The sequence below is a fragment of the Rahnella sp. JUb53 genome (assembly GCF_004346065.1).
GTDB classification, from domain to species: Bacteria; Pseudomonadota; Gammaproteobacteria; order Enterobacterales; family Enterobacteriaceae; genus Rahnella; species Rahnella variigena.
On record NZ_SLYT01000004.1, the window covers coordinates 477,524 to 504,113 of the forward strand.

The 26,590-nt window shown below is 51.9% G+C and carries 26 protein-coding genes; 7 read left to right on the forward strand and 19 right to left on the reverse strand.

The features are described 5' to 3' along the window. The 3 genes from EC840_RS12585 to yfbV all read right to left on the reverse strand — a co-directional run bounded on the left by EC840_RS12585 (nt 1) and on the right by yfbV (nt 1,827). Entirely contained in the window at nt 1–654 is a 654-nt protein-coding gene (locus tag EC840_RS12585; protein WP_132965573.1) for a sugar phosphatase, read from the reverse strand. Between the two features lie 27 nt (nt 655–681). Further along, complete coding sequence (locus EC840_RS12590) at nt 682–1,176, reverse strand: YfbU family protein (protein WP_013574583.1); 495 nt, start codon at nt 1,174–1,176, stop codon at nt 682–684. 195 nt (nt 1,177–1,371) lie between these two features. After that, nucleotides 1,372–1,827: a terminus macrodomain insulation protein YfbV gene (gene yfbV / locus EC840_RS12595; protein WP_112289915.1), complete on the reverse strand. Its 456-nt coding sequence runs from the start codon at nt 1,825–1,827 to the stop codon at nt 1,372–1,374. A gap of 519 nt (nt 1,828–2,346) precedes the next feature. On the opposite strand from yfbV, the gene ackA reads away from it, so the two are divergent. Both ackA and pta read left to right on the forward strand, forming a co-directional pair. Then, nucleotides 2,347–3,549 (forward strand): acetate kinase, encoded by a 1,203-nt coding sequence (ackA, locus tag EC840_RS12605; RefSeq protein WP_112289913.1) that lies wholly within the window; start codon nt 2,347–2,349, stop codon nt 3,547–3,549. 180 nt (nt 3,550–3,729) lie between these two features. After that, on the forward strand, nt 3,730–5,874 hold the full coding sequence (pta, locus tag EC840_RS12610) for a phosphate acetyltransferase (RefSeq protein WP_192878640.1): 2,145 nt from the start codon (nt 3,730–3,732) through the stop codon (nt 5,872–5,874). An 85-nt stretch (nt 5,875–5,959) separates the two neighbouring features. On the opposite strand, the gene EC840_RS12615 is transcribed toward pta, so the two are convergent. The 5 genes from EC840_RS12615 to EC840_RS12635 all read right to left on the reverse strand — a co-directional run bounded on the left by EC840_RS12615 (nt 5,960) and on the right by EC840_RS12635 (nt 10,135). Then, nucleotides 5,960–6,913 carry a transketolase family protein gene (locus EC840_RS12615; RefSeq protein ID WP_132965575.1) on the reverse strand — a complete coding sequence of 318 codons (954 nt, stop codon included), beginning with the start codon at nt 6,911–6,913 and terminating at the stop codon, nt 5,960–5,962. Then, the gene (locus tag EC840_RS12620; RefSeq protein WP_132965577.1) at nt 6,906–7,739 is read right to left on the reverse strand and encodes a transketolase; all 834 of its coding nucleotides are present in this window, start codon (nt 7,737–7,739) and stop codon (nt 6,906–6,908) included. Before EC840_RS12620 ends, EC840_RS12615 begins: the two co-directional genes overlap by 8 nt. Before the next feature lie 119 nt (nt 7,740–7,858). Then, nucleotides 7,859–9,235 carry a PTS ascorbate transporter subunit IIC gene (locus tag EC840_RS12625; protein WP_132965579.1) on the reverse strand — a complete coding sequence of 459 codons (1,377 nt, stop codon included), beginning with the start codon at nt 9,233–9,235 and terminating at the stop codon, nt 7,859–7,861. Between the two features lie 49 nt (nt 9,236–9,284). Next, nucleotides 9,285–9,566 (reverse strand): PTS sugar transporter subunit IIB, encoded by a 282-nt coding sequence (locus EC840_RS12630; protein WP_013574575.1) that lies wholly within the window; start codon nt 9,564–9,566, stop codon nt 9,285–9,287. A 125-nt stretch (nt 9,567–9,691) separates the two neighbouring features. Beyond that, nucleotides 9,692–10,135 (reverse strand): PTS sugar transporter subunit IIA, encoded by a 444-nt coding sequence (locus EC840_RS12635; protein WP_132965581.1) that lies wholly within the window; start codon nt 10,133–10,135, stop codon nt 9,692–9,694. Between the two features lie 352 nt (nt 10,136–10,487). On the opposite strand from EC840_RS12635, the gene EC840_RS12640 reads away from it, so the two are divergent. After that, a complete protein-coding gene (locus EC840_RS12640) occupies nt 10,488–11,504 on the forward strand; it encodes a LacI family DNA-binding transcriptional regulator (protein ID WP_113877039.1) in 1,017 nt (338 codons plus the stop codon). A gap of 39 nt (nt 11,505–11,543) precedes the next feature. Here the strand turns inward: EC840_RS12640 and yfcD are convergent, their stop codons facing one another. Then, on the reverse strand, nt 11,544–12,158 hold the full coding sequence (gene yfcD / locus EC840_RS12645) for an NUDIX hydrolase YfcD (RefSeq protein ID WP_112289900.1): 615 nt from the start codon (nt 12,156–12,158) through the stop codon (nt 11,544–11,546). A gap of 312 nt (nt 12,159–12,470) precedes the next feature. Between yfcD and yfcG the strand changes: the two genes are divergently transcribed. The 3 genes from yfcG (at nt 12,471) to EC840_RS12660 (ending at nt 14,506) form a co-directional block, all read left to right on the forward strand. Next, nucleotides 12,471–13,097: a GSH-dependent disulfide bond oxidoreductase gene (yfcG, locus tag EC840_RS12650; protein WP_132965583.1), complete on the forward strand. Its 627-nt coding sequence runs from the start codon at nt 12,471–12,473 to the stop codon at nt 13,095–13,097. Between the two features lie 152 nt (nt 13,098–13,249). Then, complete coding sequence (locus EC840_RS12655) at nt 13,250–14,146, forward strand: TIGR01777 family oxidoreductase (protein ID WP_129639052.1); 897 nt, start codon at nt 13,250–13,252, stop codon at nt 14,144–14,146. 6 nt (nt 14,147–14,152) lie between these two features. Further along, nucleotides 14,153–14,506, forward strand: a complete 354-nt coding sequence (locus EC840_RS12660; protein WP_132965585.1) for a hypothetical protein — start codon at nt 14,153–14,155, stop codon at nt 14,504–14,506. A 308-nt stretch (nt 14,507–14,814) separates the two neighbouring features. On the opposite strand, the gene EC840_RS12665 is transcribed toward EC840_RS12660, so the two are convergent. Next, nucleotides 14,815–16,410, reverse strand: coding sequence for an ABC transporter substrate-binding protein (locus EC840_RS12665; RefSeq protein ID WP_129639054.1), 1,596 nt, complete (start codon nt 16,408–16,410; stop codon nt 14,815–14,817). 158 nt (nt 16,411–16,568) lie between these two features. On the opposite strand from EC840_RS12665, the gene pepT reads away from it, so the two are divergent. Next, the gene (gene pepT / locus EC840_RS12670) at nt 16,569–17,801 is read left to right on the forward strand and encodes a peptidase T (RefSeq protein ID WP_132965587.1); all 1,233 of its coding nucleotides are present in this window, start codon (nt 16,569–16,571) and stop codon (nt 17,799–17,801) included. 61 nt (nt 17,802–17,862) lie between these two features. Here the strand turns inward: pepT and hisP are convergent, their stop codons facing one another. The 9 genes from hisP to folC all read right to left on the reverse strand — a co-directional run bounded on the left by hisP (nt 17,863) and on the right by folC (nt 26,442). Continuing rightward, nucleotides 17,863–18,636 (reverse strand): histidine ABC transporter ATP-binding protein HisP, encoded by a 774-nt coding sequence (gene hisP / locus EC840_RS12675; RefSeq protein WP_113877034.1) that lies wholly within the window; start codon nt 18,634–18,636, stop codon nt 17,863–17,865. A 34-nt stretch (nt 18,637–18,670) separates the two neighbouring features. Next, nucleotides 18,671–19,387 (reverse strand): ABC transporter permease, encoded by a 717-nt coding sequence (locus EC840_RS12680; protein ID WP_112288119.1) that lies wholly within the window; start codon nt 19,385–19,387, stop codon nt 18,671–18,673. Then, nucleotides 19,384–20,070 carry a histidine ABC transporter permease HisQ gene (locus EC840_RS12685; RefSeq protein ID WP_112288118.1) on the reverse strand — a complete coding sequence of 229 codons (687 nt, stop codon included), beginning with the start codon at nt 20,068–20,070 and terminating at the stop codon, nt 19,384–19,386. Before EC840_RS12685 ends, EC840_RS12680 begins: the two co-directional genes overlap by 4 nt. Before the next feature lie 106 nt (nt 20,071–20,176). Continuing rightward, nucleotides 20,177–20,959 (reverse strand): lysine/arginine/ornithine ABC transporter substrate-binding protein ArgT, encoded by a 783-nt coding sequence (gene argT, locus EC840_RS12690; protein WP_112288117.1) that lies wholly within the window; start codon nt 20,957–20,959, stop codon nt 20,177–20,179. A gap of 322 nt (nt 20,960–21,281) precedes the next feature. After that, nucleotides 21,282–21,854 carry a UbiX family flavin prenyltransferase gene (locus EC840_RS12695; protein ID WP_113877032.1) on the reverse strand — a complete coding sequence of 191 codons (573 nt, stop codon included), beginning with the start codon at nt 21,852–21,854 and terminating at the stop codon, nt 21,282–21,284. Between the two features lie 131 nt (nt 21,855–21,985). Continuing rightward, nucleotides 21,986–23,503: an amidophosphoribosyltransferase gene (gene purF / locus EC840_RS12700; RefSeq protein WP_112288115.1), complete on the reverse strand. Its 1,518-nt coding sequence runs from the start codon at nt 23,501–23,503 to the stop codon at nt 21,986–21,988. Between the two features lie 30 nt (nt 23,504–23,533). Next, on the reverse strand, nt 23,534–24,025 hold the full coding sequence (gene cvpA, locus EC840_RS12705) for a colicin V production protein (protein ID WP_112288114.1): 492 nt from the start codon (nt 24,023–24,025) through the stop codon (nt 23,534–23,536). Nucleotides 24,026–24,374: 349 nt separating this feature from the next. Beyond that, nucleotides 24,375–25,166 (reverse strand): cell division protein DedD, encoded by a 792-nt coding sequence (dedD, locus tag EC840_RS12710; RefSeq protein ID WP_132965589.1) that lies wholly within the window; start codon nt 25,164–25,166, stop codon nt 24,375–24,377. Beyond that, a complete protein-coding gene (gene folC, locus EC840_RS12715) occupies nt 25,156–26,442 on the reverse strand; it encodes a bifunctional tetrahydrofolate synthase/dihydrofolate synthase (protein WP_132965591.1) in 1,287 nt (428 codons plus the stop codon). The genes dedD and folC overlap by 11 nt, the downstream gene beginning before the upstream one ends. Between the last annotated feature and the right edge of the window lie 148 nt (nt 26,443–26,590).

Below are 26,590 nucleotides of genomic sequence, written 5' to 3' on the forward strand. Positions count from 1 at the left end.
TTAACGCAGGCTGACTTTTACGCCTTCGCCGGAACTGCTGACCAGCAGAATTTCCAGCGTCGACAGGTCAAAATCAACGTTTTCAATGCCCGGAGTGTCATCAGGCGCATTAACCGCAATGACTTTGCAGCCCGCAGCCAGACCGGCCATCACGCCCGCAGCGGCATCTTCGACAACAACACAATCTTCCAGTGCCAGACCTAAACGTTCTGCGCCAAGCAGATAGGCATCCGGTTGAGGTTTGCCGTGTTTCACCTGCTCCGCAGTAATAAACACTTCGGGCTCTGGCAAGTTCGCCGCTTTATGACGGGCGCTGGCGACAGGCATTGAACCGGAGGTCACAATCGCCCAGGGAATGTTCTGGCGGTTGAGCTCGCTTAACAGTAAATGCGCGCCGGGAAGCGCAGTGACGCCTTCAGTGTCGGTCGCCTCAATTTGTTCCAGTTTTAGAAACTCTTTCTGAATCGTTTCTTCACTTTCGCCTTCCATGAAATGACGTAAGGAAGTAATCGCCTGTTTGCCGTGAATGAACGCCAGAACATCCTGAGGATTGACTCCCCAACTGAGCGCCCAGTTAATCCATGAACGCTCAACTGCCGGTAATGAATCCACTAACGTCCCATCAAGGTCGAACAAGAAACCTTTGCACTCCACAGGCAATTCCCCTTTGGTTATTTCGCATTAAGCATTAATGATTTGCGCGATCTCTACCGCACTCAGATGGTACTGACGCGGGCACGATTGCCATACCGCCAGCATACGCTGGTATTTATCCCACATTTTGGTCTGCGAGTTAAAGCCATGCGTGCCTGCATCGAAGTCAGTGTAACGCCCTTCGGTATTCACCATAAAACGAACATAGCTTAAATAACGGGATTCAGTGGCGGCATCGAAACCAAGGAAATCAATACGGCGACGATCCAAATCCTGTGTATCTTTAAGATTGGTCCATGACACCTGCATGGCATGGTGCATTTCCATAATATTAATCACTGTGCGACAGGTTTCTTCCGGCAGCTCACCGAAATCTCTGTCCAGCTCGCGCATTTGCAAACCAAAACCGCGTTCAATTACCGTCTGTAACCGGCGATACCGTTCCGCATTATCGGGATCCAGCATGGTCATCATTTTGTATTGATTCGATAAAATCAGGCGTTGAGCGTTAGTCATTTCCATCGTGAAAATCCTCATGTCTGCATAATGAGCAAAGCATGGCATAGCGCAAAGTTCTGCGAAATCGCAAGCACACCATTCTTTGATTTGAGTCGGGATCTCATCTGAAATAATCACCGGAGGGGACTTTCCTCCGGTGTCATGCAACTTATGAAAGACTATAGATGATGGCTGACAGGGTCAGTGGAGAAATCAGGCTTACAGATCGTCTAAAAATGTTTTATCGAGTTGCTTGAACGCGCGTTTAAGCACGTCAGCTAAAGACTGATAGGTCGGGGTGCCTTCAATCGGTGCCAGCGCTTGCCCGGCTTCTGCAAGCTTATTGCGCACATCATGGAACCAGCCGAGTAAACCAGGAGGCAGAGGCGTCACGGAACGCCGACCGAGCCACCACAAGCCCTGCATTGGCAAACTGCAGGCAAAAATCGCTGTAGCTACCGCCAGCCCGAGCTGACCACCGAGGGCAATTTGCCACGTCAGGGTAAATACAGCCACCGGCGGCATAATACGCACGGCAAAACGGGTGGCCGTAGAGATGCGGTTCTCCGGAAACATAGGAGCCAGGCGCTTATCTGACGGCCATGTCTTCATATAGTGCTGTCCGCGCTGGAAGATCTGAAACCAGCTTACGGAGCCTGTTGGCTTACTCGTCATATCTGCACCTCAACTTCACGTATAAAATTTAAAAAATAGTTGTAAAACACAAACTGGAGTTTACCACGATAAAATATATTTTGTTTTTACTGACACTGTCGGTATTCTATCGCAGCCTCGCAACCCTCTCAGGCAACGACATCATAATAAAGTTGGGATACAAACGGTAATTTGCAATGTTTGCTCCCTATATTAAGCATAGTGCCTTGCTCTGGGTGGTTTTGTAATTAGTTATTGTATTTTTTGTTAGTGTTTTTACTGATTAGTAACATCCTGAAGGCGCATAACAGAGATACTTTGTGCCCGTGCACAGATTATTCCCCTGTTATCAGAGGGCTTGAACAACTAGAGCCCGGCGATTCTCCAGCTTTTTCATCATCATGCCGGTTTTGGCTCTCCGGCATGATGTTAATCATAATTGTCACCGCCATTATGCGCTACGCTTGATGTCAGATTGACGATTTATTAACCACGTGTATTGTTTTTCTTAAACAGCACCAACAATAAATAGGTACTTCCATGTCGAGTAAGCTTGTACTGGTTCTTAACTGTGGTAGTTCTTCCCTTAAGTTTGCCATCATTGATGCTGCAAACGGCGAAGAACACATTTCAGGTTTAGCCGAATGTTTCCATCTGCCAGAAGCACGCATTAAATGGAAAATGGACGGTGGCAAAGAAGAAGCCGCTTTAGGTGCGGGTGCCGCACACAGTGAAGCGCTGAAGTTTATCGTTAACAACATTCTGAGCAAAAAACCTGAGCTGTCCGCAGAGCTGGTTGCAATCGGCCACCGCATCGTTCATGGCGGCGAAAAGCTGACCAAGTCCATGCTGATCAACGACGCTGTCATCGAAGGTATCAAAGAATCTATCCCGTTTGCACCGCTGCATAACCCGGCTCACCTGATCGGTATCGATGAAGCGCTGAAATCTTTCCCTAAACTGGCTGATAAAAACGTTGCCGTTTTCGACACCGCTTTCCATCAGACCATGCCGGAAGAGTCTTATCTCTACGCCCTGCCGTACAGCCTGTATAAAGATCACCATGTCCGTCGTTACGGCGCACACGGCACCAGTCACTTCTATGTGACTCAGGAAGCCGCAAAAATGCTGAACAAGCCAGTGGAAGAAGTGAATCTGATCACTTGCCACCTGGGTAACGGCGGTTCTGTCAGCGCCATCCGTAACGGTAAATGTGTAGACACCTCCATGGGTCTGACCCCGCTGGAAGGTCTGGTGATGGGTACGCGTAGCGGTGACATCGACCCGGCTATCATCTTCCATCTGCATGATTCTCTGGGCATGAGTGTTGATCAAATCAACAAAATGCTGACCAAAGAATCTGGCCTGCTGGGTCTGACCGAAGTCACCAGCGACTGCCGTTATGTGGAAGACAACTACACCACCAAAGCGGATGCTAAACGTGCAATGGACGTGTTCTGCCATCGTCTGGCGAAATACATCGGTGCATATACTTCACTGATGGAAGGCCGTCTCGACGCCGTGGTATTCACTGGCGGCATCGGTGAAAACGCCGCAATGGTTCGCGAACTGTCTCTGGCTAAACTGGGCCTGCTGGGCTTTGAAGTTGACCACGAACGCAACCTGGCTGCCCGTTTCGGCAAATCCGGCGCGATCAATAAAGAAGGCACCCGCACCGCTCTGGTCATCCCGACCAACGAAGAGCTGGTGATTGCACAAGACGCCGCGCGTCTGACTGCATAATCGATTCAAGACTGCCCGCGTCATGCGGGCAATTTTTCACTCAAAGGCAAACGCCGCCCGTTTGGACGCACCGCGCAGGATAATCATCGCGCTTATGCTGATCATTATCCCCTTTGCACAAACCTGCGAATGTCCCTGCCTGGCAACCGTTAAAGAGGTTTAGCCGTGTCCCGTACAATTATGTTGATCCCTACAGGCACCAGCGTTGGTCTGACCAGCGTCAGCCTGGGCGTGATCCGTGCCATGGAACAAAAAGGCGTCAGCCTGAGCATCTTCAAGCCAATCGCTCAACCGCGTGCTGGCGGCGATGCTCCTGACCAGACCACCACCATCATTCGTGCTAACTCTACCGTGACTGCAGCTGAACCGCTGAAAATGAGCCACGTTGAAACGCTGCTGAGCTCCAACCAGCAGGACGTGCTGATGGAAGAGATCATCGCGCGTTACCATGAAAATACCAAAGACGCAGAAGTGGTGCTGGTAGAAGGTTTAGTGCCAACCCGTAAACACCAGTTCGCCAACGCGCTGAACTATGAAATCGCTAAAACCCTGAACGCAGAAATCGTCTTCGTTCTGGCGCTGGGCAATGATTCTCCTGCGCAACTCAAAGAACGTATCGAACTGGCCCGTTCCAGCTTCGGCGGCAGCAAAAATAAAAACATCACCGGCGTTATCATTAACAAACTGAATGCACCGGTTGATGATCAGGGTCGTACCCGTCCTGATCTGTCTGAAATCTTTGATGATTCAACCAAAGCCAGCGTGGCAAATATCGACCCGACTCAGCTGTTCGCCAACAGCCCGCTGCCGGTTCTGGGTTGCATTCCATGGAGCTTCGAGCTGATTGCCACTCGCGCAATTGACATGGCCAAGCACCTGAACGCCCGCATCATCAACGAAGGCGACGTCAAAACCCGCCGCGTGAAATCCGTGACCTTCTGCGCACGCAGCATTCCTCATATGCTGGAGCATTTCCGTCCGGGTTCCCTGCTGGTCACTTCTGCTGACCGTCCGGACGTGCTGGTTTCAGCCTGTCTGGCCGCCATGAATGGCGTAGAAATCGGTGCGATCCTGCTGACCGGCGGCTACGAAATTGATGAGCGCATCAACAGCCTGTGCGAACGCGCCTTCCAGACCGGCCTGCCAGTCTTCATGGTAGATACCAACACCTGGCAGACGTCCCTGAGCCTGCAAAGCTTCAACCTGGAAGTTCCTGCAGATGACCATCAGCGCGTAGAGAAACTGCAGCAGTACGTGGCGTCTCACATCAATGCTGACTGGATCAATTCCCTGAGCGCCCACTCCGAGCGTTCACGTCGTCTGTCTCCGCCAGCCTTCCGTTATCAGCTGACCGAACTGGCCCGTAAAGCCGGTAAACGCATCGTTCTGCCAGAAGGCGACGAGCCACGCACCGTGAAAGCGGCAGCGCTGTGTGCTGAACGTGGTATCGCGGAATGCGTTCTGTTGGGTAATCCTGACGAGATCAAACGCGTTGCAGCGGCTCAGGGTGTGACGCTGGGTAAAGGCATCGAAATCGTTGATCCGGTTGTTGTGCGCGAAGAATACGTGGCACGTCTGGTTGAATTGCGTAAAAGCAAAGGCATGACCGAAGTGGTTGCGCGTGAGCAACTGGAAGACAACGTGGTTCTGGGCACGCTGATGCTGGAACAAGGTAACGTTGATGGTCTGGTTTCCGGTGCGGTTCACACCACCGCAAACACCATCCGCCCACCGTTGCAGTTGATCAAAACCGCGCCGGGCAGCTCACTGGTTTCTTCTGTGTTCTTCATGCTGCTGCCTGACCAGGTTCTGGTATACGGCGACTGTGCGATCAACCCAGATCCAACCGCTGAGCAACTGTCTGAAATCGCTATCCAGTCTGCGGATTCCGCAGCGGCATTTGGTATCGAACCACGCGTTGCGATGATCTCCTACTCAACCGGTAACTCCGGCGCAGGTAGCGATGTCGAGAAAGTGCGTGAAGCGACCCGTCTGGCCCAGGAAAAACGTCCTGATCTTATCATCGATGGTCCGCTGCAATACGACGCCGCAATCATGGCTGACGTTGCAAAATCCAAAGCGCCAAACTCGCCGGTTGCGGGTAAAGCGACCGTGTTCATCTTCCCTGACCTGAACACCGGTAACACCACGTATAAAGCGGTACAGCGCTCTGCGGATCTGGTCTCTATCGGGCCGATGCTGCAAGGTATGCGTAAACCGGTTAACGACCTGTCCCGTGGCGCACTGGTAGACGATATCGTCTACACCGTGGCACTGACCGCGATTCAGTCTGCTCAGGCAGAAGCTGCGGTTACGGCTAAATAAGCCAGAACCTCTGAGCGTAAAGCTTCTGAACGCAAAACGCCGGGCTTAATGTCCGGCGTTTTTTTTGTCTTTTTTTCGGTAAATCTCAGAGCAACCTTTTCGCGGCCTCAAGAATATGTTCAGCCGTCAGGCCATATTCCTGCTGCAAGAACTCCTGCGTCCCTACCTGACCGTAACGCTCTTTCACGCCCACACGGCGCATCGGCACCGGCTGGTTTTCCACCAGCACTTCCGCTACCGCCGATCCCAGCCCGTTGTGAATACTGTGGTTTTCACAGGTCACAATTTTGCCCGTTTTCGCGGCGTATTTGATGATAATGTCTCTATCAATCGGCTTGAGGGTGAACATGTCGATGACTGCCGCACTGACGCCTTCACGCTCCAGCATTTCTGCCGCTTTCAGCGCTTCTGCGACCATAATCCCGTTGGCGATCAGCGTAACGTCAGTACCGTCCCGCAGCAGATTAGCTTTGCCGATGGTAAACGTCGCCCCTTCCTGATAAACCTGCGTGGCCTGTTTGCGGATAGTGCGTACCCAGTAGAAACCTTTCAGATCCATCAGCTGCAACAGGATATTGCGGAACATCACCGCATCAGTCACTTCCATGACTACGGAATTCGCCAGCCCGCGCACGATGCCCATATCCTCAAACGACATATGCGTGCCACCGTTATGACAGGCGCTGACGCCCGCATCTGACGCGATAATTTTGACGTTATTCTTCTGATAATCCAGCGACATAAACAGCTGATCGAAACAGCGGCGACTGGCGAATGCGGTAAAAGTATGCACAAACGGCACGCGACCGGTCAGCGACAAACCTGCTGCAACGCCGATCACGTTGGCTTCCATAATGCCGCAGTTAATCACATGATCAGGATGATCTTTATGCACGCCGTCCATCGCCATCGAGCTCATCAGGTCGGCTTCAAGCGCGATAATCGGCGTATTTTCCACAATCTTTTCACGCACGGTATTGGCGTAGACTTTACGCATTTCCACCGCATCTTTTTGTAATTCCAGAGAGACTTCAAACATGGGTGGCCTCCAGCTCAGCGATAGCGTTTTCGATTTCCAGTTTCACATCCGGGGTTAACCGCAGATGGTGCGAGTTCGCCAGTTTCTCGAGATACTTCACGCCCTGGCCTTTGATACTGTCGAGTATCACCACCAGCGGACGCTGTTCGGCGTGACGAACCGGCGTCACCACCTCGCTTATCGCTACAATGTCATCGCCTTTAATGGTCTGAACATCGAAACCAAACGCACTGAATTTTCCGGCCAGATCAAACGGTTTGATGACTTCATCTAATGTGCCGTCAAGTTGCTGTTTGTTGTAATCGATGAACAGCGTCAGGTTGTGCAGATTGTGGTGCGCAATAAACTGGAAGGCTTCCCAGCACTGGCCTTCGTTGAGTTCGCCGTCGCCAAGAATGCAGAATACACGGTTGCTGCGACCGGCCAGTTTATGCGAAAGCGCCATGCCTGCAGCGATGGAAACGCCCTGCCCCAGCGAACCGGTAGTAGCATCGACGCCGGTGGTGCGCAGCCTGTCCGGATGGCTCGGTAACCGGGTGCCATTCTGGTTCAGCGTTTGCAATTCACTGACCGGGAAATAGCCTTTCAGCGCCAGCGTCGCATACAGCGCCGGTCCCGCATGGCCTTTGGATAACACGAAATAATCGCGATCCTGCCAGTCTGGTTTTTTCGGGTCGATGCGCATGACATCGCCATACAGAACCGCCAGCGTTTCCACCACTGACATGCTGCCGCCATAGTGCCCGAATCCCAGACCGGTCAACATTTTCAGCGTCTCGATGCGGATATGGCGGGCCAGATCACGAACCTCCTGGACATCTTTCATCTTCATTGATCCTTATTTTAGTGAGCACTTATCCTGGCCTGTTATTTCTAACAGGCAGGACAGTGTTTCCCGGATGGTCTTACAAAACGTATTCGTTAAAAAACGGTGTGATGCAGGATTTACTTCTCTGTGACTTCTTTCTCAGCTATCGGTTTTTTACCGAGATAGTTCCAGGCAACCAGTACCGCGAAGATACCGACGATCAGCGCCATGATGCCTTCCTTCGACATGAAGCGCGCCAGATTGCCCAGCAGTATGCCGATAACGCCGAAGTCCGCGTCAGAGAACGTTGCGTTGGCAAAGCCCAGCGCACCCAGTACCGGCAACAACAGAACCGGCAGGAAGGTAATCAGAACGCCGTTAGCAAACGCCCCGACCATCGCGCCACGACGTCCGCCGGTGGCATTACCGAACACACCCGCGGTTGCACCGGTGAAGAAGTGCGGCACCACGCCCGGCAGGATTAGCACCAGATGCATTTGCCCTAACAGGAACAGGCCGACCAGACCGCCGAGGAAACTGAACAGGAAGCCAATCAGCACAGCATTCGGTGCGTACGGATAAACCACCGGACAGTCCAGCGCCGGACGGGCATTCGGCACCAGTTTTTCAGAGAAGCCGACAAATGCCGGGACAATTTCTGCAAGGATCAGACGCACACCCTGCAAAATGATGAACACACCCGCCGCAAAGGTAATAGCCATGATGATGGCGTACACCAGATAGTTCTGGCCCGCGCTGTAGGTCGCTTCAACAAAGACCTGACCAGCGAACACCGCCATGATCAGATAGATAATGATCATGGTGAGGGAGATTGAAATGGAACTGTCGCGCAGAAAGCTCAGGTTTTTCGGCAGATTCATTTCTTCCGTAGAACGTGAACCTTTGCCAACTTTACTGCCGATCCAGCCTGATAAGACGTAACCGATGGTGCCGAAATGGCCGAACGCCACGTCATCGCTGCCGGTGATTTTGCGCATATAACGCTGCGCCAGCGCCGGGAAGAACGCCATGATAAGGCCGAGCGTCAGGGAACCGGTGAAGACCAGAGCAACCCCTTCAAAACCGGCAACGGTCAGAATGACGCTGATCATACAGGCCATATAGAACGTGTGATGTCCGGTCAGGAAGACATATTTCAGTCGTGTGAAACGCGCCACAATCAGGTTTGCCACCATACCGAACGCCATGATTAAAGCGGTCGGCGCACCGAATTTCTCCAGCGCGATGGAAACAATGGCTTCGTTATTTGGAATAATACCCTGGATATTAAAGGCGTGTTCAAACATACCACCTAATGGATTAAGAGAGCCGACTAATACCGTAGCACCACCGCCCAATACTAAAAAGCCCAGTATTGTTTTTACCGTACCTTTGACCACATCAGAAAAGTTTTTCTTTTGCGCGACCAGGCCGATTAATGCGATGAGCCCCACCAGTACGGAAGGCACTTTTAATATATCAACCACAAACTTGAGCGTTTCCTGGATAAACATATCCACCTCGTTTGTCTATTTGTTTTATTTGTAGGGTTATTCAGTGACGTCAGGACACTGGGTGTTTTTCAAAATGCGCAATCAGTTTGGTTTCAAGTTCATTGATATCAATAATGTTAGTGATCACCACTAACTGATTTTCCGGGATGCTGGCGCTGGCAGCGATGTCTTTCGCCATCACGAACAGGTCGGCTTCACCGGGAATGGCAGAAGACAAATCAGAGTGCTGAACATCCGCCTGAATATTCAGTTTCTTCAGCACTTTTTTAATGTTCATTTCAACCATAAAGCTGCTGCCTAAACCGGAACCGCAAATCGCCATAATTTTCATTTTATTCACCTGTTCTTTATCTGTTTTTGAATGCGTACATAGCGTATCAGTTGCCCGTATTCAGGCCTCTGACTGTTTATATTTCCTGATTGGAATGATCTTCCCTGTGACGGTATTAACTCAAATTAATAGCGGGAAATCACATCCTGTATTTCACTGATGCTTTTCGCCTGATGGATTTTCTGCATATCTTCATCACTGGAAAATAATTCAGCCAGCTCAGAAATTAGCTCAATATGACTGTGCTTATCAGGTGCGGACAACATGACGACCGTATACACCGGATCGTTATCCTCTGAATTAAATTTCACCCCCTGCGGTAACGTCACCAGCGATAACCCCAGTCCATTAGCTCCCTCTTCCGGTCTGGCATGTGGCATGGCGATGCCCGGTGCCAGAACAAAATACGGCCCCAGCTTTTCCCGCTGCGCAAAAATTGCGGTCAGGTAATCCGGGGTAATTGTCCCTTCTTTCAGCAGTGGCTCAGCGCTCACTTCCACTGCCTGCCGCCAGTCCGTGATATCCGTTCTGATCTGAATTCGTTCAGATGTCAGCCAATCATTCAGCATAGTGATGCTCCGTTATATTTTTGAAGATGGCCGGTCAAATTTCCCCCAGACCGCACCAACGATCCAGACTCTACTTCAGCGGTAGCGTTAACATCTGTGACACAACTCACAAAGATAGCGCTACCAAACTTCTATCATTGAGATCTGTGATAGCGCTATCAAAAATAATCGCGCTGCGGTATCACCGGCCAGCGGCTGGCACAAATAACGGTATACTTTGTCAGGAAATTGCCGATAATTTACCGAATTCTGCCGTAGTTCCCGTTATGCCGGTCCTGCTGCGGCCCGCTTTTTCGTTATGCCAGCAGGTATACATTGTGCGCAAGATGCGCAGTTAAGGTCAGGATCGTGAATGTCCATTAACAAGAAAAGACGCAGTACCGGAAGAGTCACACTGGCGGATGTCGCGCAGCTGGCAGGCGTAGGCAGCATGACCGTTTCCCGCGCGCTGCGAACGCCGGAGCAGGTTTCCGACAAGCTGCGGGAAAAAATCGAAGAAGCCGTCAGTCAGCTGGGTTATCTGCCTAATCAGGCCGCGAGTTCACTGGCTTCTGCCTCGTCCAATACCATTGCGATGATTGTGCCCAGCCTGTCTGAATCTGGCTGCGCGGAGATGTTTGCCGGATTGCAGAAAGTGCTGCAACCGGCGGGATACCAGATCATGCTGGCCGAGTCCCAGCACCGGATGGAGCGTGAAGAAAAACTGCTGGAAACGCTGCTGTCCTACAATCTGGCGGCGGCTATTTTGCTTTCCGTCGAGCACTCCGCGAATGTCAGGCAATGGCTTGATAATCTGACCATTCCGGTTCTGGAAATCGGTGCGCTAACCGATTCACCTATCGATATGAATATTGGTATTGATTACGTCGAGGCGATGTTTCAGCTGACGCAGACCGTGGTGGCAAAGGGTTACCAGAACATCGGCATGCTGTGCGCTAATCAGGAACAGTGGATTTTCCAGCAGCATTTACAGGGCTGGCGAAAAGCGATGCTGAAAGCGCACATGTCGCCGCACCGGGTGATTAATGCCGCGGAACCAGCCTGTTTTTCTACCGGAGCCCAGCAACTGCCTGAGTTTCTGCTGGCCTGGCCTGAACTCGACGCGCTGGTATGTGTGTCAGACGATCTCGCCTGCGGTGCGCTGTATGAATGTCAGCGCAGAAGAATCAAAGTGCCGGACGACCTGGCTGTGGTCGGTTTTGGTAATTCGGACGTCAGCAAAGTCTGTCAGCCACCGCTGACCACCATCGCTATTCCGCATAAAGAAATCGGGGTACGTGCGGCACAGGCGTTACTGGCGAGGATTAATGATGAGGAATGGGAAGAGGTGACGATCGCATCGTCATTGTGCAAGCGGGACAGTTGCTAAAAAACCGCGGGCGATAGTATATCGCCCGCGAGATGCTGATCAGATATCGTCTTCGGTCGACGAATCTTCATTAGCTTTCACACTTTCCACCGCCGGTGTTGCTTCTTCACGCGTCAGAGGCTTACCGTGTTCTTTCTCGTTATTGCGCGTCATCCACAATGAGAGTGCTTTCAGAGAATCAGGCGTAAATTCATCACAGCGGGCAGTGATTTCTTCCGGAGTCATCCAGCGCACTGCGTCGATTTCTTCTTCCTGCAACGCGAACGGGCCATGGGATACGCAACTGAACAGTGCGCCCCAGACGCGGCATTTATTCTCTTCCTCGAAATAGAACTGACCGTGCTCGGCAAAAGGCACACCGGCAATGCCTAACTCTTCTTCGGCTTCACGACGCGCTGAATCCAGAATATTTTCACCGCTTTGCACCACGCCACCTGCCGTTGCATCCAGCCAGCCCGGGTAGAAATCTTTGGTTTCAGTCCGGCGCTGAATCAAAATATTTCCCATGCCGTCATGAACCACGATATAGCTGGCACGGTGACGCAGGACCTGAGCGCGCATTTGTTGTCGGCTGGCCTGGGCAATGACTTCGTTATCTTCGTTGACGATATCAACCCACTCATCCGTACTGATGTTTTGCTCTTGTTCTGACATCCGCTGGAACCTTCTCTTTTAAGCGCTGGTCTGTGCGCAATAAGTCTGTGCGCTGTGATTTTGCAACACGTCGATAATGTCCGGAGATTCTATTGGGTCTGCTGGGTTGCTTCAATAGCTATGGGTGCGCAGATACACCGTAAAAGTTATGTCAGCCCACAAAGTTCGCCATCAGACAACTCTGACATAGACAGCCGTTCATATGCATTATGATAACCTATTACTCAGGATATAAAGTTTGTGATTATCAATCCCCCATTGGCGCATCCCGCCCCGCAAGTCGCGGAGTCTGATTAACACGCAGGAGGCAATATGATCGATCTCTATTACGCACCCACACCCAATGGCCATAAAATTTCTCTTTTACTTGAAGAGTGTGGCCTGCCATACCGGCTTTATCAAATTGATATGAGCGCCGGCGAGCAATTCAGGCCTGAATTCCTTGCCATTTCTCCCAACAATAAAATCCCGGCCATTGTTGATAATGAACCCGTGGATGGCGGCGCGCCACTCAGTGTCTTTGAGTCTGGCGCAATTTTGCAGTATCTGGCAGAAAAAACCGGCAAATTCCTCAGCCAGGAACTGCGCGAAAGAACCATCACGCTGCAATGGCTGACCTGGCAGGTTGCCGGATTTGGCCCGATGCTGGGTCAGAATCACCATTTTACCCACTACGCTCCGCAACCTGTGCCTTATGCCATCGAACGTTTCCTGCAGGAAACCCGGCGGTTATATGGGGTACTAAACCGTCAGCTGGAGAAAAATGCCTATATCGCGGGCGAGAATTACAGCATTGCTGATATTGCCACTTACCCGTGGGTGGTGGCGCATGAACGCCAGCGAATTGATCTGGCGGAGTTTCCTGCCGTGCGCAACTGGTTTGAGCGGGTGAAAAGCCGCCCGGCGACGCAAAAAGCCTATGCGTTAGCGCAGGCATAATCCGCCCCGATGCCTCCGTACTTTGCCGGAGGTGTTTTCCCTTCTGCAAAATAAAAACACTTAATTGTGCTCCATATCGCGAGTTAATGGCGGTGACTCATCTATGATTATAGTCAGTTCATCCGCGAATTCAGACAGTTAAGGATCACGATATGAAAGTCCTGATAACCGGCGCAACCGGGCTCATCGGTCGAAAACTCACCGGGCGACTTCTTGAACAATCTCATCAGATTACCGCACTGAGCCGCGCCCCTGAACGAGCGGCGAAGCTGTTAGGCTCGCAGGTTCAGGTATGGGAAACGCTGGAAGGCAAAACCACCCTCGACGGTTTCGACGCCGTCATCAACCTTGCCGGTGAGCCGATCGCGGACAAACGCTGGACGAAAGAACACAAAGCCCGATTATGTGAAAGCCGCTGGCAGCTCACTGAAAAACTGGCGACGCTGATTAATGCCAGTCAGACGCCGCCTTCAGTCTTCATTTCCGGTTCAGCGGTCGGGTATTACGGCGATCAGGGGCAGGCGCTGGTGCCGGAAGATGAGCCGCCGAACAAGCAATTTACCTGGCAACTTTGCGCCCGCTGGGAAGCCCTGGCGATGTCCGCTCAAAGCCCGTCCACGCGAGTTTGTCTGCTGCGAACCGGGATCGTACTGGCCGAAAAAGGCGGTGCGCTGGCAAAAATAGTGCTGCCCTTCCGCGCCGGTCTCGGTGGCCCGATCGGCGATGGTCAGCAATATATGCCGTGGATCCACATCAATGACATGATTGACGGGATCCTTTTCCTCCTCGCCCACGAAACGCTCTCAGGCCCATTCAATATGGTATCGCCTTATCCGGCACGTAACGAACAATTCAGCGCCCTGCTCGGGGAAGTCCTCCACCGACCGGCATTTATGCGCGCACCCGCGCCTGTGGTTCGTTTGCTGATGGGGGAATCAGCGGTGCTGGTGCTGGGAGGCCAGCGTGCCGTGCCACGCAGACTGGAAGCCGCAGGGTTTGAGTTTAAGCATCAGGAATTGAAGGAAGCACTGGAGGATTTGCTGGCGTGAAGGGTCTTGCAGCCCTTCACCCTGCTCGACCAGATGGGGATGTTTCGGCTTCTCATAGGTACAATGGCGCGGTACTGGCGCTTTTTAAAAACTGATCGGGGGGGGATGTTTCGGTTTCTCAATAACTGCGCTCACATAGGCTATTTCGCCGAAACCGAGCAGAGGGGAAAAGCTTTTCCCCTCTGCACTCCCCTCGCTTTTTCACTGCGCGCTGTCGCTGGAATGAAGGACATGTTCCGGCACATTGGTGTGTGGCGCAAAATGTCATCGCTCCGCGATGCCCTCATTTCAGGATTCGAGCCTCTGGTCTCGAACCATTCATTCGGTGCCATTTTTGAGCACGCCAATCAACTTATCTAAAAGATAAAAAACGGTCAGCCGTTGAATTTAAGATCTCACGGGCGAATCAGAAATCTTGCTGAACGGAGCGGCTTCGAGACCCAGGGCTCGAAGACCGAGAGAAGGAACCGCAAAGCGGCAAGATTTCCAGCCTGTCACTGTGGTTGCTGAAACATAGCCAGCGAGCGAAGCACTTGTTGAAAAGGCGAGGAGGAATCCAAAGGAGGAAAAGCACTTTCCTCCTTTGGGCGGTTTCGGCGCAGAAAATTATGTGAGCACAATTATTGAGAAACCGAAACGTCCACAATTCAATTCCCCCCCCTCAGGTTCTACTCCTTCACATCCACCTGATAAAAAACATGTTTCCCAAACGGATCCACTTCATAGCCGGTCACTTCTTTGCGGACCGGTTCGAAAATGGTCGAGTGGGCGATCATCACCGCAGGGGCCTGATCGTGCATCATCTGCTGAGCTTGTTCGTAAAGCGCGACGCGTTTGGCATGATCGGTGGTTTCTTTCGCTTCGGTAATCAGCTTGTCGAACGGTGCGTAACACCATTTGGCTGAGTTCGAACCGCCCTTCGCGGCGTTACAGGTAAACAGCGGACCGAAGAAGTTATCCGGGTCACCGTTCGCCGTCGTCCAGCCCATCAGTGCCGCCATGTGCTCGCCGTTACGGATGCGGGTCTGATATTCGCCCCATTCGTAACTGACGATGTGCGCTTTCACACCGATTTTCGCCCAGTCCGCCTGAATCATCTCCGCCATACGACGGGCGTTCGGGTTATACGGACGCTGAACCGGCATCGCCCACAAGTCGATATCGAAACCGTTCGGCATTCCCGCTTCAGCCAGCAGCGCTTTGGCTTTCTCAGGCGAATAATCGTAATCCACCAGCTTGTCGTTGTAACTCCAGACACCGGTCGGCAGCAGCGTTTTGGCGACGGTTCCGGTGCCATGGAATACCGCTTCGATGATTTGCGGTTTGTTAATCGCCATGGTCAGTGCCTGCCGTACTTTCACATTATCCAGTGGCGCTTTCTGCGTGTTGAACGAGAGGAAACCGGTGTTAAGGCCAGCCTTGCTCATCAGATTGATGTCTTTATTTGCACGCATACGCTCGAGATCGGCCGGATTCGGGAATGGCATCACCTGACACTCGTTTTTCTCGAGTTTAGCAAGACGCATTGAGGCATCAGGGGTGATGGTATACACCAGACGGTCAATTTTAGATTTGCCCTGCCAGTATTCAGGGAACGCCTTGTACAGCAGACGCGTGTCTTTCTGGTATTGCATCAGCTCGAACGGGCCGGTGCCGACAGGATCCTGATCGACCTTTTCCGGCGTACCGGCTTTAAGCATCTGATCGGCATATTCCGCAGAGAGAATCGATGCGAAATACCACGCCAGATCCGCCACGAATGGCGCTTCCGGACGAGTCAGATTGAAGCGGACAGTGTAGTCATCCACCTTATCGATACTGCCGATAAGGTCACCCATTTTCAGGCTGTCGAAGTTCAGGTACGTGCCGCCGGAAATTTTATGGTAAGGATTATTTTCATCTTTCTGGCGCATGAACGAGAAGATCACGTCGTCAGCATTGAAATCGCGCGTCGGCTTGAACAGTTTGTTGCTCTGGAATTTCACGCCCTTGCGCAAATGGAAGGTATAGGTTTTACCGTCCGCACTGACATCCCAGCTTTCCGCCAGGCTTGGGATCAGCTCCGTGGTACCGATTTTAAAATCCACCAGACGGTTATAAATCGGTGCCGCGCTGGCATCCACAGAGGTACCCGAGGTGTAAAGTTGCGGGTTGAATTGCTCAGGCGAACCTTCAGAACAATACACCAGCGTTTTTGCAGAAACGCCACCTGTGATGGCCAGCGCCAGTAAACCTGTGCTTATTTTTAATATGTTGTGTTTCATTATTTTCCCTTTTTCCCTGTCCGGAGAGTGTTTAAATCTTCTTCATCGTGGAACATAAAGCAAAAACAGATTAACATCTGGATAACACGTAGTAATACTTTGTTATATATGAAAATCTTATAACAGGGAACAATATTTGCGCACATTCAGAGGTCAAGATGTCGACAACAATCGCAAAACAGCTTACCGAACGTTTCTACCGCTATCTCTCCGTGACATCACAAAGTGATGCCAGCGCGACCACTCTGCCAAGTACACCAGGCCAGCACGATATGGCGCGCTTACTGGCCGATGAGCTGCACCAGCTCGGTCTGGAAAACATTCAGATCGACGAATACGCGACCGTCACCGCCGTAAAATCCGGGACTAAAAAGGGTGGTCCGCGCATCGGTTTCATCACGCATATTGATACCGTGGATGTCGGCCTGCGCCCGGACATTCACCCGCAAACCTTGCGTTTTACCGGCGAAGATGTGTGCCTCAATAGTGAAAAAGATATCTGGCTGCGCCCTGCCGAGCGCCCGGAGATCCTGCCGTACAAAGGCGAAGACATTATTTTCAGCGACGGCACCAGCGTGCTGGGCGCGGATAATAAAGCGGCGGTGACTGTCGTGATGACATTGCTGGAAAACCTGACCGCTGAGCAGGAATACGGCGATATCGTGGTGGCGTTTGTGCCGGATGAAGAAATCGGACTGCGCGGCGCCAAGGCGCTGGATCTTGCGCGCTTCGATGTGGATTTCGCTTACACCATCGACTGCTGCGAACTCGGCGAAGTAGTTTACGAAAACTTTAACGCAGCGGCTGCTGAAATCACCTTTACCGGCGTGACCGCGCATCCGATGTCAGCCAAAGGCGTGCTGGTGAATCCGCTGCTGATGGCACAGGATTTCATCCGTCATTTTGACCGTGCAGAAACGCCTGAAAATACCGAAGGCCGTGAAGGTTATGTCTGGTTCAATGGCATGAGCGCGTCGCAGCAAGGCGCGGAACTGAAAGCCTCCATTCGTGATTTCGACAGCGCCAGTTTTGCAGCACGTAAGCAAAAAATTCATGATGTCGCGAAAGAGATCGCCGCGCAGTATCCGACGGCGAAAGTCTCAGTTGATATCAGTGACACCTACAGCAATATCAGCAGCGCCATCGGTGAAGATCGCCGGGCGATTGATCTGATCTTTGCAGGTTTGAAAGAGATCGGCGTTGAGCCAAAAGTGATCCCGATGCGCGGCGGCACCGACGGTGCAGCGCTGTCAGCCAAAGGTTTACTGACGCCGAATTACTTTACCGGCGCGCATAATTTCCACTCGAAATTCGAGTTCCTGCCGGTGAATTCGTTTGTGAAATCCTATGAACTCACCGTTCAGCTTTGCATGCTGGCGGCGAAGGGTTGATTTACTTTAGGTAAAATCATCCCAGCCTTCCCCTCGTGCGAGGGGAAGGCGCATAAGGATATTACTTCAACGCACCTGAAAGGAACTGTTGCAGGCGGGCACTTTTCGGGCGGCCAAAGACTTCCGACGGATCGCCCTGCTCTTCAATCACGCCCTGATGCAGGAAAATAACGTGGCTGGAGACATGACGGGCAAACTCCATTTCATGCGTCACCACCACCATGGTTTTCCCCTCTTCTGCCAGTTTTTGCATAATACGCAGCACTTCGCCGACCAGTTCAGGATCGAGCGCAGAGGTCGGTTCGTCAAACAGCAGCACTTCAGGCTCCATCGCCAGTGCGCGGGCAATAGACACGCGCTGTTGCTGACCGCCTGACAAATTCACCGGATATTTACCCTGTGCGCGGGCGTCAATGCCCACTTTATCGAGATACTTCACCGCACGTTCACGCGCTTCCGCTTTGCTTAACCCCAGCACCTGCACCGGCGCTTCCATAACGTTTTCCAGCACCGTCATGTGGCTCCACAGGTTGAAATGCTGGAACACCATCGTCAGTTTGGTACGCAGCAGTTGCAGCTGTTTTTTATCAAACACTTTCAGCTGACCGTCGGTGTCGCGCACCATGCGGATATCCTGATTATTGACGCTGATCGAACCTTCACTTGGTTTCTCAAGAAAGTTAATGCAGCGCAGGAAGGTACTTTTTCCGGATCCTGATGAGCCAATAATACTGATCACATCACCCGCATTGGCAGACAAAGAAACGCCTTTCAGCACTTCATGGTCGCCATAGCGCTTGTGGAGATCGAGAACCGCTAATTTGTTTTCTGGCATAGTTTTTATCCGCAATAATTATTGGTTGGCTTTTTTAATGGGCAGACTGAGGCTTAACATGCGCCAGCCAGCGTTTTTCCGCCTTGCGGAACAGACCAATCAGGACAAAAGAAACACAAAGATAAATCACTGCTGCGATCCCGAAAGCATAAAACGGCTGATACGTCGCCGAGTTGATGTCGCGGGCGATTTTCAGCACGTCCGGTACCGTGGCGGTAAACGCCAGCGCGGTGGAATGCAGCATCAGAATGACTTCATTACTGTATGCAGGCAGCGCTGTGCGTAATGCAGACGGCAGAATAATGCAGGTATACAGTTTAAAGCGTGAGAATCCGTAGGCATTGGCCGCTTCAATTTCACCGTGCGGAACAGAACGGATCGCACCGGCAAAAATCTCGGTGGTGTACGCGCAGGTATTGAGCGTCAGCGCCAGAATCGTACAGTTCAGTCCGCTGCGGAAGAAGGCATTCAGGAAGTCTGTGCCACGCACGATTTCCAGGCTGTACATCCCGGAATAAAACACCAGCAACTGGACATACAGCGGTGTTCCGCGGAAAACGTAGGTATACAACCAGATCGGGTAGCGGATGAATTTGTTGGAAGACACGCGCCCCACGGCCATCGGCACTGCCAGTAACCCGCCGATGACGACGGAGCTGATCAGTAACCACAGGGTGATGGCCAGACCGGTGAATCGGTAACCGTCGCTGTAGAGCAGGGACATACCGTACTGTTGTAAAATCTCGATCATAGATCAGCCCTCTTCACACCCAGCGAATAACGGCGATCAAGCCATACCAGCACGCCGTTCGACAGCGTGGTGAAAATCAGATAAACCACACCCGCCACAATCGCAAAGTAGAACGGCTGATACGTGCCTTTACCGGCCAGCTGCGTGGCTTTGACCACGTCATTCAGGCCGAGCAATGACACCAGCGCGGTGGCTTTGAGGATAACCTGCCAGTTGTTGGCAATACCCGGCAGCGCAAAACGCATCATGGCCGGGAACAGAATTCGACGGAAAATTTGTGAGCCGCTGAAACCAAATGCGGTCGCCGCTTCGATTTGCCCGCGTGGAACCGCCATAAACGCGCCACGGAACGTCTCTGTGAAATAAGCGCCGTAAATAAAGCCCAGCGTGATGATACCGGCGCTCATCGGGTCGATATCAATCTGCGACATGCCGATGGATTCGGTCAGGCTGTTGAGAGCAATCTGCAAGCCGTAAAAAATTAATAACATCAATACCAGATCAGGTACGCCGCGGATAAGCGTGGTATAGCAACCAAAAAAACCAGAAATAATCCGGCTCTTCGACAGTTTCCCACCAGCCCCGATAAGCCCTATCACCAGCGCTAAAATAACTGACGAAATCGCCAGCTCCAGTGTCACCAACGTGCCCTGGATAATTACCTGGGAATACCCATACAGCATGGTTTTTTCCTGTCTTTAATGGATCCCTGCGCAGGCAAAACGGCAACCTGCGTCAGAACCGCAGGGAGCGGCAAACCGCTCCCTTTGGCACATCTCACAGCGCAAATCAGCCGCCGTAAACGTCAAAATCGAAGTATTTTTTCGCCAGTTTGTCGTAAGTCCCGTCTTTACGCATGCTGTCAAACGCCTTGTTCAGTGCGTCTTTCAGGTCGGTTTCATTCTTACGCAGACCCATACCGGTGCCCACGCCAAAGAATTTATCGTCTTTCACTGAAGGGCCTGCAAACGCATAGTCTTTGCCCGCAGCCTGTTTCAGGAAGCCTTCACTGCCTGCCACTTCATCCTGGAATGCTGCGTCCAGACGACCAGATGCCAGATCTGCATAAATCAGATCCTGGTTCTGGTAAGCCACCACGTTGATGCCTTTTGGCTGCCATTGTGCGTTGGCATAGGCTTCCTGAGTGGAACCCTGCAATACGCCAACGTTTTTGCCTTTCAGGGCATCCAGAGTGGGCAGAATTTTGGAGCCTTTAGGCGCGATAAGGCGGGCGTTAGCGGCATAAAGTTTTTCAGTAAAATCAATTTCCTGCTGACGTTTTTCGGTGATGGATAACGAGGAAATAATCGCATCAATTTTCTTGGCTTTCAGGGAAGGGATCAGTGCATCGAAATCACTTTCAACATAAGTACATTTGATGGCTGCACGTTTGCACATCTCGTTAGCCAGGTCGATATCAAAGCCAACCAGCTTGCCGCTGGAGTCTTTTGATTCAAATGGGGCGTAAGTCGGATCAGTACCGATATTAATTGCTTTAGGCGCGGCAGCAAATGCACTACCTGCACTGGCTAAGACCAGAACCAGCGGAAGAACCTTGAACAACTTTTTCATACATTAGCCTCAGTGATTATTCATCTGTTGTGGTTGTGTGTGCGTGAATGAACGTCTTTTTATAGTTTGCTGAACGATGCAAATGGCTTTTTGCCAGATTTTCTCATGCACTTTTCGTGCCGTTTCTCAGCACAGCCACTTTCCGCTGTGAGAGAACGAAAACCGGTCAAAAAAGCATCGGGATAATGAAAGTTTTCAAAGGTCTGAAGGAAGAATAGCTGAAGGGGCGGCGAACACTGCACCTTAATGAATCAAATTGTGATCATTGTTGGTGCAATGTAACTGAACTGCGCGAAATGAGTGCGGATTGGGAGAAGAAAGATTAACGACTGCCCTGCCATCGAACAAATAAGTCTTCAGGGAGCTCAATATCAAACTGATCAATCACCCGGTTTACAGTCTGATCGATAATATCTTCGACAGATGTCGGACGGTGATAAAACGCCGGAACCGGCGGCATAATAATAGCGCCGAGCTCAGCGGCCTGGGTCATGAGTCGCAAATGCCCGAGATGCAGCGGTGTTTCACGCACGCATAACACCAGACGGCGGCGTTCTTTAAGCACTACATCCGCTGCACGGGTCAGCAGGCCGTCGGTGTAACTGTTCACGATACCGGAAAGCGTTTTGATTGAGCAGGGTAAAATCACCATACCTGCTGTTTTGAATGAGCCTGAAGAAATGCTGGCAGCGATATCACGTGAATCATGCACCACATCTGCCAGCACCTGAACATCACGCAGCGTCAGATCCGTTTCCAGGGTCAGCGTCTGGCGGGCGGCATTGCTCATCACCAGATGAGTTTCGATATCAGGCACGCTCTGCAATACCTGCAAAAGCCTGACACCATAAATTGCGCCGCTGGCGCCGGAAATACCGACAATAAGTCGTTTCATGAACACTGCCTTAGAAAAATGTAACCAGACCTGATGCTGCCAATACTGACATAAATCCAGACATAAAAAAACGCGCCCGCCCGGTTGTTCACCGGAGGGACGCGTTTATGCAGATGTCAGCAACCGGCTAATCAGCCTTCGTTGTGCATCTCAAGGTTTTCAGCTTCCTGCTGACCACGTAATGCCTGAGCATCGTCGTTACGCAGGGCTTCGAGGTATTCCAGATAGTTCTGGTCAACGTCTTTAGTGACGTAAACACCGTCGAACACTGAACATTCAAATTTCTCGATGTCGGTATTGTCTTCTTTCACTGCGGCGATCAGGTCGCTCAGATCCTGGAAGATTAACGCATCAGCACCAATCATCTGATTGATTTCGCTGACTTCACGGCCATGCGCAATCAGTTCATTGGCACTTGGCATATCGATACCGTAGACGTTCGGGAAACGAATTTCCGGCGCCGCTGACGCCAGATAAACACGTCTCGCACCCGCTTCACGCGCCATCTCAACAATCTGCTGAGAGGTGGTGCCGCGCACGATGGAGTCATCCACCAGCAGCACGTTTTTATCGCGGAATTCAGCACGGTTGGCATTCAGTTTACGGCGTACCGATTTACGACGTTCCTGCTGACCCGGCATGATAAAGGTACGGCCCACGTAGCGGTTTTTCACAAACCCCTGACGGTACGGTTTATTCAGGATACGGGCGATTTCCAGCGCGATATCGCAGGAGGTTTCCGGGATAGGAATGACCACGTCGATATCCAGATCTTCCCATTCACGGGCAATTTTCGCGCCCAGCTTTTCACCCATACGAACACGGGCGCTGTAGACGGAAATCTTGTCGATGAAGGAGTCAGGACGCGCGAAATACACGTACTCGAACAGGCACGGATTGTACTGAGGATTTTCAGCACACATGCGGGTGTAGAGCTGGCCTTTTTCGGTGATGTACACCGCTTCGCCCGGCGCAACGTCACGCAGGAACTCAAAACCTAATGTATCGAGTGCCACACTTTCAGATGCCACCATGTACTCATTACGGCCACCTTCCAGCGTGCGCTTACCGATAACCAGCGGACGGATACCGTGCGGGTCACGGAACGCCAGCATGCCGTGACCGATGATCATCGCCACACAGGCGTAAGCGCCACGGATTTTCAAATTCACCGCGGCAACCGCAGCGAAAATGTTATCGGCTTCCAGCGGGTAATGCTGGAAACGATCCAGTTCACTCGCCAGGATATTGAGCAGAATTTCAGAATCGGAAGTGGTGTTCACATGGCGACGCTGGCCTTCAAAAAGGTTGCTTCGCAATTCGTGAGCATTGGTCAGGTTACCGTTATGCGCAAGAGTGATGCCGAACGGAGAGTTGACGTAAAAAGGTTGAGCTTCTGAAGCGCTGGAACTGCCAGCCGTTGGGTAGCGCACATGGCCAATACCCATGTTGCCCTGTAAGCGTTGCATATGGCGGGCTTCGAAAACATCCTTCACCAGGCCATTCGCTTTCCGTAAACGGAAGTTATTATTGGCATCAATGGTGACGATGCCTGCGGCATCCTGCCCACGGTGTTGTAACACCGTTAACGCGTCATAAATCGACTGGTTTACCGGCATGAAACCGGCGATACCGACAATACCGCACATGTTGTCTTTTCCTCTTCAGCGCTGCCAGAACTAAATATGTTTTGGCAAGAAACTCGACGTGCTCTGCAGGTAGTCAAAGAACCACCTGATGATATAACTGAATTGTGGGATCAACTGGGATTGTTTCCAGTCTTCACTTTGTGAAAAACTGGTGAAGGTATCCAGGAAGAACAGCATCGCAGAGACGATTAACACCCCGCGCAGTGCGCCGAAGCACACACCTAACACCCTGTCAGTGCCGGACAACCCGGTTTTTTCCACCAGTGAACTGATCACATAGTTGACAATTGCACCTACGATCAACGTCGCGATGAACAAGATGGCAATTGCGATCCCGTTTCGAACTAACTCATCTTCGAAACGCGTGAAGTAGATGGCGAGATAAGGGTAATAATGGCTGGCAACAAAGAAGGCGCAAGCCCAGGTTACCAGCGATAAAGCCTCGCGAACAAAACCACGGATCAAACTGACTAAAGCAGAAAATCCGATAACCGCAATAATGACGTAATCAATCCAGACCATTAACTATTCCAGTGTCTAATCCAGTCACGTCTACCCCGGCATCCAGTTCGCGGCGAATTCTAACAGAAAAAGAAAACGTTTGCGTAGGGGAAATCTGCCGGTCAGACAAATTAATAATAGCGATTAAAAAAACCTCAATCGCAGCATAAACCTATAAAAACCCAGCCAGAGGATCTTATAGAAAAAGGGCACAAATCGCTTGTGCCCTCCGTGGTATTTATCATTATCAGAACCAAGCAATTGGAGTTGCAGCAAGGCAGCAAATGAGAGGATCCCGATGAGCTGACATTAGTCAGTGATTCGGGTCCTTGATTGCAGCGAACACAACTGCGGCGTCAAGTGCGCAAAGTCAGTGAGCGCTGTATGCCCGAACCTGCCCACCCAATCCGCTCAGCTGTTGTAACTGAGGCAATGACGCTTCAAGTTTCTGCTTCGATGCATCCGGCCCGACGTACAGACGCGTGATCTGCCCCTGAACCGGCGTTGCTGGCACGGTATAGGCGCGGAAACCGGACAACCGCAGATTGGCCACAATCTCATTGGCTTTCGCGGCGTTCTTCAGCGCACCCAACTGCACAACATACGACTGCCCTGCCGGTGCTTTCTCTTCCGCCGCAGGTTTAGGTTGCTCAACAGGTTTTGGCTGCTCGGCAACCGCTTTAGGCTGTTCAACCGGCTTCGGCTGTTCAACAGGTTTAGGTTTCACCGTCGGTTTTGCTTCCACCATCGGCTTAGGCTCAATCGTTTTCGGCTTCTGCTGAACGGGTTTGACCGGAGCCGGCTGCACCGGTTTTTTCTGCTCAGGCATCGTGGTGACCGGCGGCTGGGATTCCACCGTGGTATTGCCCGGTGCCACATTGCCATGATTTGCGGCGTTGGTGTTGTTGGCGGAACTGTCAGTATTCTGCCCGCCCGTCATGGACTGATCTGCCCCTTCCGGTGGCTGAGCAGGCAGCGATTGTGTGACCGGAGGCACCGAATCCTGTTCCTCAACATCACCCGGTTTTGGCACCAGGGGAATCGACGCAAATTCGTCTTCGTAATGCTTTTTCTTGCCGTCGAGTAAACCGGGCAGAATGATGACGCCCAGCGCCACCAGAATAATGGTCCCGACCAGACGATTTTGAAACTTACTTGCCACTGGTTTTCCCCGTGTCTATAGCATCCATTACGTGAGCTACGGTATGAAACGAGCCGCAGACAATCACAATATCCTGAGGAGCCGCCTCCTGCATAGCCTGTTTCCAGGCAGACTCCACATCATCAAATGGGCGTGCCTGCGGTAAATGTACCGTCAGTTCGGCAACGCTGGCACCACGCGGGCCTTCCAGCGGTGCGCAATACCATTCATCGACCTGAGGCGACAGACAAGCCAGCGTACCGGCAATATCTTTGTCTTTCAACATTCCGACGACGGCGCGCACTTTGCCGCCATTACGTGGCTGTTCAGCCAGGCGTCCGGCCAGATAAGCTGCGGCATGCGGGTTGTGGGCGACATCCAGTATGAGTCGCGGCGACTCACTCACCGTCTGGAAACGCCCCGGCAATGCGGCGCGCTGTAAGCCGCTGCGGAGCGCCGCTTCAGGAACATTCAGACCGGAATAATGCAGTGCGGCCAGCGCGGTGGCCGCATTCGCCAGCGGCACATTAGGCAACGGCAATGCATCCAGAATATTCACTTCTTTACCGGCGTCGAGCGCCACCCAGCGCCAGTATCCTGCATCAGCAGAAAAATGCCAGTTCACATCGCGGCGGTATAAATCAGACTGTTTTTCCTGTGCGACGTCAGCAATGGACTGAGGCATATCCGGCTCACCGACTACCGCAGGTTTACCCGCACGGAAAATTCCGGCCTTTTCGCGACCAATGCTTTCACGGTCAGAACCCAGCCAGTCAGTGTGATCGAGGGCAATACTTGTGACGACAGACACGCTGGCATCAACAATATTGGTCGCATCCAGACGCCCGCCCAGACCGACTTCCAGGATAACCACATCCAGCTTAGCCTGTTTAAACAGATGCAATGCCGACAATGTGCCGTATTCGAAATAGGTCAGCGAAATATCGCCCCGCCCGGCTTCGAGTACTGCAAAAGATTCGCAGTGCGCAGATTCCGGCAACTCCTCGCCCTGAATACGCACACGCTCGGTATAACGCACCAGATGCGGGGAACTGTAAACACCCACACGGTATCCGGCAGCCATCAGGACTGATTCAAGTGTCGCGCAGGTCGTGCCTTTACCGTTGGTTCCGGCTACGGTGAAAACACGCGGCGCAGGAGTCAGTAAATCGAGTTTTTCGGCAACCGCTCTGACCCGGTCAAGGCCAAGCTCTATGGCCTGAGAATGGAGATGTTCGAGATAATAAAGCCACGTGGCCAAAGGCGACGTGGCTTGGGGAATAAGTTGATTTTGCATGAGTCCCGTTCAACCTTATCAGGTTCACTTCGACACTACATCACCAGACTGTGAAAGCAGGCAATGCCCTCTTTGTCAGAATTCACCGACAGAGTAAAAGCACGGGCTGCCTGTTTTGCAGAGAAACAGCGGGCGGCACAACATCAGA

Excerpts from the sequence above, each read along its gene's own strand:
- EC840_RS12590 (WP_013574583.1), bottom strand. The coding sequence starts at position 1,176 with ATGGAAATGACTAACGCTCAACGCCTGATTTTATCGAATCAATACAAA.
- yfbV (WP_112289915.1), bottom strand. The coding sequence starts at position 1,827 with ATGACGAGTAAGCCAACAGGCTCCGTAAGCTGGTTTCAGATCTTCCAG.
- ackA (WP_112289913.1), top strand. The coding sequence starts at position 2,347 with ATGTCGAGTAAGCTTGTACTGGTTCTTAACTGTGGTAGTTCTTCCCTT.
- pta (WP_192878640.1), top strand. The coding sequence starts at position 3,730 with ATGTTGATCCCTACAGGCACCAGCGTTGGTCTGACCAGCGTCAGCCTG.
- EC840_RS12615 (WP_132965575.1), bottom strand. The coding sequence starts at position 6,913 with ATGTTTGAAGTCTCTCTGGAATTACAAAAAGATGCGGTGGAAATGCGT.
- EC840_RS12620 (WP_132965577.1), bottom strand. The coding sequence starts at position 7,739 with ATGAAAGATGTCCAGGAGGTTCGTGATCTGGCCCGCCATATCCGCATC.
- EC840_RS12625 (WP_132965579.1), bottom strand. The coding sequence starts at position 9,235 with ATGTTTATCCAGGAAACGCTCAAGTTTGTGGTTGATATATTAAAAGTG.
- EC840_RS12630 (WP_013574575.1), bottom strand. The coding sequence starts at position 9,566 with ATGAAAATTATGGCGATTTGCGGTTCCGGTTTAGGCAGCAGCTTTATG.
- EC840_RS12635 (WP_132965581.1), bottom strand. The coding sequence starts at position 10,135 with ATGCTGAATGATTGGCTGACATCTGAACGAATTCAGATCAGAACGGAT.
- EC840_RS12640 (WP_113877039.1), top strand. The coding sequence starts at position 10,488 with ATGTCCATTAACAAGAAAAGACGCAGTACCGGAAGAGTCACACTGGCG.
- yfcD (WP_112289900.1), bottom strand. The coding sequence starts at position 12,158 with ATGTCAGAACAAGAGCAAAACATCAGTACGGATGAGTGGGTTGATATC.
- yfcG (WP_132965583.1), top strand. The coding sequence starts at position 12,471 with ATGATCGATCTCTATTACGCACCCACACCCAATGGCCATAAAATTTCT.
- EC840_RS12655 (WP_129639052.1), top strand. The coding sequence starts at position 13,250 with ATGAAAGTCCTGATAACCGGCGCAACCGGGCTCATCGGTCGAAAACTC.
- EC840_RS12665 (WP_129639054.1), bottom strand. The coding sequence starts at position 16,410 with ATGAAACACAACATATTAAAAATAAGCACAGGTTTACTGGCGCTGGCC.
- pepT (WP_132965587.1), top strand. The coding sequence starts at position 16,569 with ATGTCGACAACAATCGCAAAACAGCTTACCGAACGTTTCTACCGCTAT.
- hisP (WP_113877034.1), bottom strand. The coding sequence starts at position 18,636 with ATGCCAGAAAACAAATTAGCGGTTCTCGATCTCCACAAGCGCTATGGC.
- EC840_RS12680 (WP_112288119.1), bottom strand. The coding sequence starts at position 19,387 with ATGATCGAGATTTTACAACAGTACGGTATGTCCCTGCTCTACAGCGAC.
- EC840_RS12685 (WP_112288118.1), bottom strand. The coding sequence starts at position 20,070 with ATGCTGTATGGGTATTCCCAGGTAATTATCCAGGGCACGTTGGTGACA.
- argT (WP_112288117.1), bottom strand. The coding sequence starts at position 20,959 with ATGAAAAAGTTGTTCAAGGTTCTTCCGCTGGTTCTGGTCTTAGCCAGT.
- EC840_RS12695 (WP_113877032.1), bottom strand. The coding sequence starts at position 21,854 with ATGAAACGACTTATTGTCGGTATTTCCGGCGCCAGCGGCGCAATTTAT.
- purF (WP_112288115.1), bottom strand. The coding sequence starts at position 23,503 with ATGTGCGGTATTGTCGGTATCGCCGGTTTCATGCCGGTAAACCAGTCG.
- cvpA (WP_112288114.1), bottom strand. The coding sequence starts at position 24,025 with ATGGTCTGGATTGATTACGTCATTATTGCGGTTATCGGATTTTCTGCT.
- folC (WP_132965591.1), bottom strand. The coding sequence starts at position 26,442 with ATGCAAAATCAACTTATTCCCCAAGCCACGTCGCCTTTGGCCACGTGG.